At 68.8% G+C, this 11,318-nt stretch carries 13 protein-coding genes and 1 pseudogene; 4 read left to right on the plus strand and 10 right to left on the minus strand.

The window, feature by feature from the left end:
* From AC1D1W_RS17965 to ribA, 6 genes and pseudogenes are all read right to left on the minus strand, one after another.
* Positions 1-844, minus strand: an 844-nt coding sequence (locus tag AC1D1W_RS17965) for a hypothetical protein (RefSeq protein ID WP_476944394.1), incomplete at its 3' end; no start/stop codon positions are given.
* Positions 845-1,093: 249 nt separating this feature from the next.
* A complete protein-coding gene (locus tag AC1D1W_RS17970) occupies positions 1,094-1,600 on the minus strand; it encodes a universal stress protein (RefSeq protein ID WP_243177839.1) in 507 nt (168 codons plus the stop codon).
* Between the two features lie 124 nt (positions 1,601-1,724).
* Positions 1,725-2,582 carry an SDR family oxidoreductase gene (locus AC1D1W_RS17975; RefSeq protein WP_476944395.1) on the minus strand — a complete coding sequence of 286 codons (858 nt, stop codon included), beginning with the start codon at positions 2,580-2,582 and terminating at the stop codon, positions 1,725-1,727.
* A 117-nt stretch (positions 2,583-2,699) separates the two neighbouring features.
* On the minus strand, positions 2,700-3,497 hold the full coding sequence (locus AC1D1W_RS17980; RefSeq protein WP_028276744.1) for a dioxygenase family protein: 798 nt from the start codon (positions 3,495-3,497) through the stop codon (positions 2,700-2,702).
* A 43-nt stretch (positions 3,498-3,540) separates the two neighbouring features.
* A complete protein-coding gene (locus tag AC1D1W_RS17985; protein WP_476944396.1) occupies positions 3,541-4,329 on the minus strand; it encodes an acyl-CoA dehydrogenase family protein in 789 nt (262 codons plus the stop codon).
* Positions 4,330-4,589: 260 nt separating this feature from the next.
* A pseudogene (gene ribA, locus AC1D1W_RS17990) lies at positions 4,590-5,195 on the minus strand (GTP cyclohydrolase II RibA); the annotation flags it as partial.
* A gap of 225 nt (positions 5,196-5,420) precedes the next feature.
* Between ribA and AC1D1W_RS17995 the strand changes: the two are divergent.
* Both AC1D1W_RS17995 and AC1D1W_RS18000 read left to right on the plus strand, forming a co-directional pair.
* Complete coding sequence (locus AC1D1W_RS17995) at positions 5,421-5,759, plus strand: YnfA family protein (RefSeq protein ID WP_028276742.1); 339 nt, start codon at positions 5,421-5,423, stop codon at positions 5,757-5,759.
* Positions 5,760-5,791: 32 nt separating this feature from the next.
* Positions 5,792-6,196 (plus strand): type II toxin-antitoxin system VapC family toxin, encoded by a 405-nt coding sequence (locus tag AC1D1W_RS18000; RefSeq protein WP_243177843.1) that lies wholly within the window; start codon positions 5,792-5,794, stop codon positions 6,194-6,196.
* A gap of 12 nt (positions 6,197-6,208) precedes the next feature.
* Here AC1D1W_RS18000 and AC1D1W_RS18005 read toward each other — a convergent pair whose 3' ends face one another.
* Positions 6,209-7,624, minus strand: coding sequence for an aminotransferase-like domain-containing protein (locus tag AC1D1W_RS18005; RefSeq protein ID WP_243177844.1), 1,416 nt, complete (start codon positions 7,622-7,624; stop codon positions 6,209-6,211).
* Here AC1D1W_RS18005 and AC1D1W_RS18010 point away from each other — a divergent pair.
* Positions 7,623-8,639, plus strand: coding sequence for a DMT family transporter (locus AC1D1W_RS18010; RefSeq protein WP_476944397.1), 1,017 nt, complete (start codon positions 7,623-7,625; stop codon positions 8,637-8,639). The two genes, AC1D1W_RS18005 and AC1D1W_RS18010, sit on opposite strands and share 2 nt — an antisense overlap.
* 68 nt (positions 8,640-8,707) lie before the next feature.
* Entirely contained in the window at positions 8,708-9,394 is a 687-nt protein-coding gene (locus AC1D1W_RS18015) for an FMN-binding negative transcriptional regulator (RefSeq protein WP_476944398.1), read from the plus strand.
* Between the two features lie 132 nt (positions 9,395-9,526).
* On the opposite strand, the gene AC1D1W_RS18020 is transcribed toward AC1D1W_RS18015, so the two are convergent.
* The 3 genes from AC1D1W_RS18020 to AC1D1W_RS18030 form a co-directional block, all read right to left on the minus strand.
* Positions 9,527-9,811 (minus strand): hypothetical protein, encoded by a 285-nt coding sequence (locus AC1D1W_RS18020; protein WP_476944399.1) that lies wholly within the window; start codon positions 9,809-9,811, stop codon positions 9,527-9,529.
* 142 nt (positions 9,812-9,953) lie between these two features.
* Complete coding sequence (locus AC1D1W_RS18025) at positions 9,954-10,676, minus strand: SDR family NAD(P)-dependent oxidoreductase (protein WP_476944400.1); 723 nt, start codon at positions 10,674-10,676, stop codon at positions 9,954-9,956.
* A gap of 20 nt (positions 10,677-10,696) precedes the next feature.
* Positions 10,697-11,318: SDR family NAD(P)-dependent oxidoreductase (locus AC1D1W_RS18030; RefSeq protein ID WP_476944401.1), on the minus strand; the 622-nt coding region annotated here is incomplete at its 5' end.

Raw genomic sequence — 11,318 nt, forward strand, 5'->3', positions numbered from 1 at the left:
GCGTGCGGATGCGGACAATAAGGGACGCGAAGACCACCACCATGCCGGACGCGACCAGGGTGTGGAGCCCGAAGCGCTCATCGACGGGGAACAATCCCACGCAGGCGAGGAAGACGCCGATCAGGGCGATCCCGCCTTCGAGCAGCCTCACCCGATGCAGCGCGGACGGGGACTTCGCGGTCGCCGCGAGGGTCGCCGTCGCATATCCCGCCAGCGTGGAGATGACCACGCCGGCGACGATCAGGGTGAAGTTGAACGCCACTCCGGAGACGTCGGAGCTCATGCCGAGGGCACTGAGGTTCTCCTGCCACCACAGTGGATCCTGTGCGGTGAGCATGCTCGTGAGCAGGCCGGTGACCAGGAAGCCGGCGAGGAGGGCCGCGAGCCGGTAGGCGGTCATGCTGAGCGCGGACAGGTAGGCGATATAGGCGCTGATGGCTCCTGTGGTCCCGACCAGGACAGCGGCCGCGAACGGGTAGACGACCGCACCGATGAACGCCTGCTGGAACAGCGAAAAGAGCGCCAGCCAGCCGAGCAGGAAGATGCAGGCGTGCGCCAGCGCGAGTGCGGCGATATCGATGGACGTGCGGATCCGGCCTCCCCCGCGGGCCTCCGGTGCCACAGCCGGACGACGTTGCAGGCAACCGGCCACCACCGCCCCGGCGCCCAACACTGCCGTGCCGATCGAGGCAATGTCACCGACTGAACCCCGTCCGGACAACGGGACCGGTTCCCGCCCGATCAGCAGAAAAGCGATGCCGCCCAGGACGAGGAAGGCGGCGCTGCCGACGAAGAGCGCCCGCGCCTCTGACGTGACGGCTGCTGGCTTGTTCGGGTCTACCATCACTCACTTCGATTCGCTGGCGTTAACGGCTCGTGCAGTTCCGCCGTCAGCGTCAGCCCCTTGTGCTCCAGCAATCTTTCGCATCCCGGGCGCTCGCACACCGGCGGTACTCCAACGCTATGGCCGCGGCGGCCCGGGGCCGTCACCCGGAACGGATGAACCCGCCCCGCCGGCCTCAGGTTTGTTGGCGCGGTGCTGGCCCGCTGTTGGGCCGCCGTCGGTGGACGGAACGCACGGCCGGCGCGTGCGTCACTGACCCGCGTGCGGAACGACCAGTACTGGCCTGCCCTGCAGACGGGTCAGGGAAACGCTGACCGAGCCCTCCAGGAGCCGGCCCATCTGGGCAATCCGCCCAGGCCGCTGCCCGCCGACAATCAGCGCAGCCGCGTCCGCGTTCTGCGCCAGCCGGTCCAGGGCGTGGGCAACTTCGCCGTTCAGCACCCGGAAGGACCATGCCCCGCCGGGAGGACCGAGAATGCCCTCAAGGCAGCTGAGCAGCTGTGAGGCCGGGTATTCGGCTTCGACATTCGGGGCAGGATCAAGTGAGGTGCCATCCAGGACTCCGGCGGGCTCCCACTCGGTGAGGTAGCTCGCCGGGTCCACGAACGCGCAAATCAGGTGCACTCCCATGATCGCGGCGAGCCCGGCGGCGGCCCGTACCAGGCGCTCGTCGAATTCCCACGGCACACCGAGAACCAGCGGGCCGTCCGACCATTCACCGGCCCCGGCCTGCTGAAAATCACCGGGAGTTTCCATGGGTCCTGTCAGTCGAGGCGCGCACCCGCAGGGTGTCTATGCCCTGCAGACGCAGCGGGAATCCACGCCTTCATTATGCCCACTCCCGGCCTCCCGGTCTCGCTGCCTCCTTGGGCAGTGCGGATTAGCTCGCGGCCGCCGACGTCAGAGCCTGCAACAGCGGCGTCGTCGGCCGACTGATCAGCCGGGACAGCTCGCCAGTGACGGTGGCCAGCAGGCCCGCCTCGGTGTCCGCGTCCAGGGCGGCGAGGAATCCCGCGGTGCCCGTGTCGAGGCCGGCCGCGGTCAGGACCTCAACCAGTTCCGGGGCGGAGACGGGCTGGTAGACAACTTCCCGGCCCGTGATCCGGGTGATCGCCGTCGCCAGTTCCTTGAAGTCCCAGGCGTAGTCGCCGGAGAGTTCGTACGTGCGGCCCTCGTGCCCGGTGGAGCTAAGCACCGCCGCGGCCGCCGCGGCGTAGTCAGCCCGCGTCGCGCTGGCCACCCGGCCGTCACCGGCAGCGGCCACGACGGCGCCCGTCTGCTTGGCCGTTGCCACGGTCTGGGCGTAGTTTTCGGTGTACCAGCCGTTGCGCAGGATGGTGTTGTCGAGTCCCGACGCGCGGATGAGCTCCTCTGTTGCCTTGTGCTCGGGCGCCAGGATCAGTTCGGTGGTGTCCGCGGCCAGGACGGATGTGTAGGCGATGAACCCGACGCCGGCGGCCCTGGCCGCGTCGATGACGTTGCCGTGCTGCGCCACCCGGGAACCCACCTCGCTTCCGGAGACCAGCAGGAGCCTGTCAACTCCCGTGAGCGCGGCCTCGAGAGCCGCGGGATCGGAGTAGTCCGCGACGCGCACCTGGACGCCACGTGCACCCAGCTCCGCGGCTTTCGCGGCGTCGCGCACGATGGCCACCAGCGAATCCGGTTCCTGGCTGGTGAGCAGTTCATCGAGGACCAGTCTGCCCAGCTGTCCTGTCGCACCCGTTACTGCAATCGTCATGTTGCACTCCTCATCAGTGGTCAAGCCACGTCACGTTCTGGTTCGCCGGCGATCCGGCGCTGGCGGGCATAACCGGACCCTGGTCCGGTTCATTCCCCGTGTTACGTTGTGCGACTGCTACGTCAGGGTCCACGACCGCTTGGACAACCCGAACCAGAACCCGTCGATTGCTGTCCTGGCCTGGATGTCTCCCGAGCCGTACGCAGCCCCGAGGGCAACATAGAGCGGAGCCCAGTGCTCGCTGCGGGGGTGCGCTTCCCGGGCGGCGGGCGCCTTGTTCAGGAAGTCGAGGATGGAGTCGACATCGCCGCGGGCCATGGCCTCCTCGGCCCAGTGGTCGAATTCGCTGGAGGCCGCGGGAGGGGCGGAGTCCGGTCCCCCGGCGGGATTGAACCAGCGCAGGTTGTGCGTCGTGAATCCCGATCCGACAATCAGCGTGCCCCGCTCCCGCAAGGGCCCCAGCGACATGCCGAGGTCGAACAACCCCTGCGGATCAAGCGTCGGCATGGACATCTGCACGACCGGCACGTCGGCGTCGGGGTACATCTCCTTCAGCGGAACGTAGGCGCCATGGTCCAGCCCGCGGCTTTCATCGCGCTCCACGTGGTGGCCGTGGCCGGCGACGAGCTTCTCGACTTCGGCAGCCAACTCGGGTGCCTGCGGGGCGTCATAGGCCACCTCGTAGTACTTCTGCGGGAAGCCGCCGAAGTCGTAGACCAGGCCCGGATCCCGCCCGGTTGCACTGAGCGTCACGGGGGCGTTTTCCCAGTGGGCGGAGACCATGAGGATGTCCCGGGGCTTGCCGAAGGTGCCGGACCAGTCGTGGAGTTCGCGGGTCCACGTGGAGTCGTCGGCCAGCGGCGGTGCGCCATGGCTGAGGAAGAGAACCGGGGGGCGGTCAGTGGTCTGAGTCATGGGATCATCCTAATTCATTTTGATTGAAGCTTCAAGCTTCCAACTAGAACGAGGGCACACTGAACCCAAGACCCAGGAGGCCCCGGCCCGCCTGCTCGAGAACCGGATCCCTCGTCAGCGCCGCATGGTTCATCAGGACATTGACGTCGCGCTGGATCCGCTGGAGCGGATGCGACAGCCGGTGCACACTCCCGCCGGATCCCAGCATGATCACCCGAACCGCCTCGGCCGACGCCTCGCCGCTCAGGGCGAGGGACAGCCGGTACTGCCCGCGGTCCGGCTCCGTCGTGGTCGAAGGCCCGCGCGCATGGGCGGCAGAGACCACCCGGACCGCCTCCTGCCAGTGCAGCCGCGCGGTGGCCTCCAGCCCGAAGGCGTGCGCATACCGGACTTGCGCGAGCAGGGAGTCCGCCTGGCGGTTCTCCACGGCGTGCTTGACCTTCCGGACCATGATCAGCTCGCGGAACAGGTCGAGCGCGTATTCGGCAGACCCCAGGGCAGCGGCCGGGGCCACCATGTTCAGCAGCGCGCCCATGGGGGTGTGGATCAGCGGATCCGCATGGAGCAGGCTCCCCGGATTGGTTTCCGCGCCCAGGAGTTCCCAGTCCAGAGTCCGATGCTCCGGGACGAACAGGTCCCCCGCCCGAATGTCGTTGCTCCCGGTACCCCGCAGGCCGGCCGTCTGCCACACGTCGAGGAGCTCGACGTCGGCCAGCGGCACCAGGCACTGCAGGCGCACGTCGCCGTGCTGCGCGGCGAGCAGCGCCCACCGGGCATGCATGACCCCGGAGGCAAAGGTCCACCGGCCCGAGATGGAGTAGCCTCCGGGCACTTTCGGAGCTCCTCGGTTTCCGCGGCCCGCTCGCGCAGGCCGGGCACGAGCCCCTGGACCCGGGCGAGCATGTCGTCATGGGTCGGGACGGCCGCCGCCCCGGCCCGGGACGCAGCCCCGACGTCGCCAGGGGCAGCGCCGGGGGCACCGCCAGGGGCAGCGCCGGGCGCACCGGCGACGGGTCCGGCGTCGGACGGGAGCACGAGCGTGTGGCCGGTATGGTCGCGTTTTGCGGCCAGGTACCGAAGATTGGCCGCCGAGGCATGGACGCCGGTGGCGACCTGCCCGGACACTTCGAGGCCGAGGCCGGTCAGCTGGGCTGCATTGTCCGGGTTGTTGCTGAGCAGCCGCAGCGTGCTGGCACTCATTGCCTCCAGCATCTGGGCCGCCGCCGTGTAGTCCCGCTCGTCTTCGCCGTGGCCCAGGGCCAGATTCGCGGCGTAGGTGTCAAGGCCGCCATCCTGCAGTGCGTAGGCGTCAAGCTTCGAATACAGGCCGATGCCGCGGCCTTCCTGGCGGAGGTAGAGCAGGAAGCCTCCCTCGGCGGCAATCCGCTCCACGGCCTCCCGCAGCTGCGGGCCACAATTGCACCTCTGGCTCCCGAATACGTCCCCGGTAAGGCACTCGCTGTGCAGCCGCACCAGCGGTCCGGCACCGCCTTGCGCCGCGCCCTGCAGTGCAGCCTCCCACTCGCCGAGGGCCAGCAGCAGGTGCTCCTTGCCGTCGGTGAGCCCGCTGAAACTCAGCACGTCGGCAACGGCTTCGAACCCGTCGGGGAAGCGCAGCGGCACGACGACGCGGCTGCGCACGGCGGCCGAAGGTGCTGCGGCCCTCGGCGTTGCAGTGGTTTCTGGCGCAAGGGTCATCTCGGGTCCTCAGGTATGGGGCAACAGGTGCTGACGTCGGCGGGGGCGGAGCCGTCAAGCCAGTCGGCTTCGAGCGGCACAGCCTTTCCGGCCAAGTTTACTTGAACCTTAAAGTTATAGGCCCGGGTGGCCGGTGATGCAAGCGATGACCCCGCATGACGGCCGGGCGGGCGCGTCGGCGCGCACCGGCCCGGATAGGCAACCAGCCGGTGCCATCATGAGGGCGTGACTATCCCGAAAACCATCCTGTTGTTCGTCCTCGCCGCCGTTGCCGAAATAGGTGGGGCCTGGCTCGTCTGGCAGTCCGTCCGTGAGGGCCGGGCCTGGTGGTGGGCCGGGCTGGGTGTCGTGGCGCTGGGCATCTACGGCTTTGCCGCGACGTTGCAGCCGGACGCACACTTCGGGCGTATCCTCGCCGCGTACGGCGGCGTGTTCGTGGCCGGTTCACTGGCCTGGGGCATGATCTTCGACGGCTTCCGGCCCGACCGGTGGGACGTCCTGGGTTCGGTGATCTGCCTGTTCGGGGTCGCCGTCATCATGTTCGCGCCCCGCGAGGCGGGATGACCGCCGCTGTACCCAGGAAGGATCCAGTAACCATGACCCGATTCGTGATTGGCCCGGACGTTGCCCTTCATCTTGCCCTCGAAAGGCCGGCGGTTTCAGACGATCACCAGCTGGTGGCGCCGACGCTCCTCCGCTCGCAGGTGCTCTCGCTCCTGTACCAGTCAGTCCGGCGCGGCGACGTGACGCGGGCCGATGCCAATCGTCAGCTCGACTACATCCGGGGCCTTCGCATCCGGCTCCTCGGCGACCGCGTCCTGCAACGCACCGCGTGGAGCCTCGCCGAGGAACTTGGCTTGGATGACACCCTCGACGCCGAATACGTGGCCCTGGCCCGGCTTCAGGCAGACGCCTTTGTGACGCTCAACGCCGGGCTCGCCCGCTCCGTGCAGGGCCTCGTGACGCTCGCGGCACCTGAGGCGCTGCTCACGCCGGCGTAGCGCGGCGGCGGCCTACCGCCCGGCGGTGCGTTCGAGCACCTGGCCGAGGATCCGCGCGCCTTCCCGGAAAGCGCCCGGATTGGGTCCGGCGAAGTTCAGCCGGATGAACGGTCCGGCCGGTTCGGCCGGGAACCACTCGGTACCGGCCGCGATGATGACCCCCGCGGCCTCGCAGTCCCCTACGAACTGGTCGACGTCGGTCCCGTCGGGAAGGCGGACCCAGAGGTTGAGCCCGCCCGTGGGCACGTGCTCCACGTGGGCCAGCGGGGCAAGTTCCCGCAGGCTGCTGAGCATGAGATCACGGCGGGACTGGAGCTGCAGCCGCAGTCCGCGCAGGTGTGTCTGCCATCCCGGCTGCGTGACGACGTCGAGGGCGGCCGCCTGGAGAACGCCGCTGACATACATGGACTCGGCGCCCCGGTCGGCCAGGATGCGATCACGTGCCGGGCCGCGGGCGATCACCGCGGCAATGCGTATGGCCGGGGACACGCTCTTGGTCAGCGAACGGAGATAAACGACATGGCCGGAATCGTCGAGGCTGGCAACGGGCACGGAATCCGTGGTGATGCCGAAGTCATGGGCCCAGTCATCCTCCACCAGGAAAGCACCGTGTTCGCGCACCACGTCGAGCACCTGCTCGCGCAGGCGGGCGGGCCATTGCGCCCCGGTGGGATTCGCATAGTTCGGCTGCGCGTAGAACAGCCGCGCGCCGGTCTCGTCAAAGGCGCGGGCCAGGTCCTCGGGGTCCGGGCCTTCGGGACCGCTGGGTACCGGAACAACCCGGACACCGGACTGCGCCGCGGCCTGGAGCGCCCCCCAGTATGTCGGGGATTCCACCAGCAGCGGCTGCCCGCTGCCGACCAGCGCCCGGAACACGGAACTGAGCCCGCCCTGGCTCCCCGGGAGTACGATCACGTCGCGCGGCGTTGGCGGGGCGACGCCGGCCCCGGTAGCCCCCCGGAGCTCGTGCGCGAACCAGGATTGCAGGTCGGGCAGGCCCGCGGCAGGCGGACGTGACAGGGCAGCCTCACCCCGGGCAGCCCGGGTCAGAGCTGCCCTGACCAGCCGCTCGGGCAGCAGTTCCCGGTCCGGATAGCCTGAATGGAAAGCGATGACGTCGTTTGAGGCGCTGCGCATCGCAGTGGAGACGGGGCGGAGCGGCGCCCGGGGCGATCCCAGCGCCGTCGTCTGCCAGCCGTAGTCCGCCGGCCGCGCTGTTCGAACGGCCCGCACGAACGTCCCGACGCCGGGGCGGCTGTCGATCAGGCCCTGCGCGGAGAGGGTCCGCAGGACCTTTTGCACGGTCACGGGGCTGGCCTGGTACTCGGCGACCAGGGAACGCGTGGAAGGCAGCCGGGCGCCCGGCGCGGCGGCCGCAATCCATTCCCGGAGCCGCGCCGCCATCCGCGTGGTGCTATCATAAGACATGAAAGACAATAGTAGCGCTACTCAGGGAATCAAACAACCGTTATCGTCCCGGCCGGCAGCCGGACTGTGGTGGGGGTTCGTCGGCGTCGCCGCATTTTCCTTCACACTGCCGTTCACCCGGGTGGCGGTTGCGGGGTTGTCTCCGTTGTTCATCGGATCGGGCCGGGCTGTTGTTGCGACCGTTCTCGCCGCGTTCGCCCTCACTTTGACCCGGCAGCGCCTGCCCCGGGGCGCCCAGTGGGCGCGTATTGCGGTGGTCGCCGGCGGCGTGGTGGTCGGATTCCCGCTGCTGACCTCCTCCGCCCTCACCTCGGTTCCCGCCAGCCACGGCGCGGTTGTTATTGCGCTACTCCCCGCGGCGACCGCAACGATGGCGGTGATCCGCGGCCACGAACGGCCGCCCAGGTCTTTCTGGATGATCACCGGCGCGGGCGCAGTGGCGGCGATTGGTTTCGCCTCTGCGCAGTCCGGCGGCATCGGGCAACTGCAATTGGCCGACCTGCTGCTGTTCGGCGCCGTCCTCTCGGCGGCAATCGGCTACGCCGAAGGCGGCCTGCTGGCCCGCGAACTCGGCTCGTGGCAGACCGTCTCCTGGGCCCTCGTTCTGTCCTCGCCGCTCATGGCCGGCATCGCGGCCTTTTCTATGGCCAGCCAGCCTCCCTCCGCTACTCCCGTGCAGTGGGCGGCCTTCGCATACCTGGGCGTCGTGAGCATGTTTTTCGGCTTCTTCGCCTGGTACCGCGGCCTGGCCATCGGACCCATGGCGCAGGTCAGCCAGATCCAACTCGTCCAGCCGGTCTTGAGCATCTGCTGGGCCGGGCTCATACTGGGCGAAGACTTGACCTGGGCGACCATCATCGGCGGCACGGCGGTCATCCTCTGCGCCGGCCTGGCCGTCCGCTCCCGGCCACGTGCGGCCAGGGCGGCGGGAAGCAATGCGGGCGCGCTGGACAGCCCCCAGGACAGCCCGGGGAACAACGCGAAGGACACCGTGACAGTGAAACAATCCGGCTGATCTGATCACACGCCCCGCCCCCGAAGCCGCCCAGCCCAGACCCGATCCGCAATCCGAATGGAAGTTCCGTGTACATCCCCGCACATTTCGCCGCCGGCCCCGATGCAGTCCGGCATCTGCTCACGCGACCGTCCGCGGCCAACCTGGTCACCGCAACCGCGAAGGGCATGCTTGCCACGCTGCTGCCCTTCGTCTTCGACCCCTCGGCCGGTGAGCACGGTGCCCTGCACGCGCATCTGGCCCGCAACAACCCCCAATGGTCTGAACCCGCCCTCGGCGAATCGCTCGCCATTATCCAGGGCGCGGACGCCTACATCTCGCCGCGGTGGTATGCGTCCAAGGCGGAGCACGGACGCGTGGTTCCCACTTGGAACTACTCCACGGCCCACGTGTACGGCACCCTGGTCATCCACGACGATCCCGCCTGGCTCGCCAGCCATGTGAGGCGGCTGAGCAACCACAACGAGGCCGGCTCCGAGCAGCCCTGGACTGTCGAGGATGCCCCGGAGCGCTACATTGCCGGCCAGTTGCGCGCGATCGTCGGCGTCGAGCTTCTCATCACGAGGATCGAGGCGAAGCACAAACTCAGCCAGAACCGGCCCGGCGCCGATGTTGACGGTGTGGTGGCCGGGCTGCGGGCCCGCGGTGACCTGGAAAGCGCGGGGGACGTCGAGAACGCGCGACAGGGCCGCGAGCAGATTCGCTGCCCGCACTCCGACTCCCCGGCCGCGCCCCCGGCTACGCCTGCATCCTGATGGCTGAAGGCTGACCCCGGCACCTGGGCCCGGCCCGGCCGTTTGGCTAGGTTTTCGCGACGAATTCGGGCCGGGCGCCGCGGAAAAGGTCAGGCGCTAAGGGGATCCCCGTAGCGCCTGACCTGTGGCGTGTCACGTGTCCGTTTCCGTAGCGGAATCCTGTGCCATCTCGTGGCCGAGGTTCATCACCCGGCGCGCCAACTCCCCCGGGTCCGGTTCCCCGGCCCCCAGCGCCCCCGTGCCCAGTTCACCGGCTCCCGGTTCACCCGCTCCCAGGTCCCCGGCGGCACGCAGGTCCTGCCGCTGCAGCCCCGGCCTGCCCAGCAGGACAGCCGACCACAGCGCCTGCACGGTTGATACGGCCACCATGGCTCCCGTCGGCCCCGAGACCAGCCAGCCGCCGCTGGTCGCGGCCACTTTCGGGGCTCCTGGCCAGGATTGGCTGGCACCATTAATCGTTTGGGCGACAATCAGGTGCTGCCGCAGCGTTCTGATCGAACCCAGGACAGGATCGCTCACCACATTTCGTCCACAGGCACCGCACATATAGGTCTCCCTCCTAGGGCATGACGTCGCCGGAATTGGGTCCGAGTGTCTGCCCCACGTACAAGTTGCCGCCGGGATCGCTGGCCAAAAGCAGCGCCGTTGGCGCCACCTCGTCCGCCAGCCCGAAGCGCAGCAGCGGCAGCCCGGCACGCTTCGCCGCTTTCCATTCCTCCGAGATGCCGTCAACCAAGGGCGTCTCGATGGGGCCCGGGGCAATGTTGTTGACCAGCACGTTGTCGGCGGCCGTTTCCAGGGCCAGGGCCTTGGTCAGCCCCACGACTCCGGCTTTGGCGGCGCTGTAGTGGCTGAGCCCGGTGCCGCCCTTGATAGCCAGCTGGGAGGCGATGTTGATAATCCGGCCCCACTTCTGCTGCCGCATCTCCCCCACCACCTCCCGGCAGCAGAGGAAGACACCGGTCAGGTCCACGGCAATCGTCTCGTTCCACATGGCAAGCGTCATGTCTTCCAACGGCGATTCCGTCAGCAGGCCGGCGCTGTTCACGAGAATGTCGATGCTTCCGAGCCGGGAGCGTGCGGCGGCAAAGGCCGCCTTCACGCTCGCCTCGTCTGAGACGTCGACGGCGATGCTTCCCGCCGCGCCCGACCGGTCCAGGACGGCGACTCTGTCGCCGTTGGCGGTGAAGGCCTCGGCGATGGCCTTGCCGATGCCGCTGGCTCCGCCGGTGACCACAACGGCGCGGCCCTCCGTTTTCCGGGAGGCGTCAGGGTTGTTCATTCTTGTCCTTCCGAGGCTTTTCAGGCACGCATCTTGATGGTGAGGCCGCCGTCAACAATCAGGGACTGGCCCGTGACGTAGACAGCGTCATCGGAGGTCAGGAAGCCGATCACGCTGGCAACCTCCTGGGGACGTCCGACCCGGCCCCAGGGGATTTCCAAACCGGCGCGCTGCAGGCCCTCGGGCCCGAGGGAATTCACCGGATCCAGGGACTGGGGAGTTTCGATCAGTCCGGGGATAACGGCGTTGGCGCGGATGCCGCGCGGCCCCAACTCGGCGGCCACACTGCGGATCAGGCCGAGCACGCCGGCCTTGGCGGCTGCGTAGTGGGCATGTTCCTCCCAGCCGTAGACGCCGCCGGCAATGGAGGATACGGCAACCATCGCTCCGCCGTTGGTCATCTTCGCGGACCCGGCGCGCAAGGTCCGCAACACGCCGGTGAGGTCGACGTCGAGCATGTCGTGCCAGCGCTGATCGGTCATCTCCTCCAGCGGTGAGTTGCGCAGGATTCCGGCGTTGGCCACGGCGTAGTCCAGGCGGCCGTACTCGTCGACGGCGCGTTCGGCGAAGGCATCGACAGACGGGGTACTGCGGGTTGCGGACCTTGCGCGCCGGGTCCGCGAAGATGACCAACGGCGGAGC

The sequence above is a fragment of the Arthrobacter sp. P1_B4 genome (assembly GCF_056406555.1).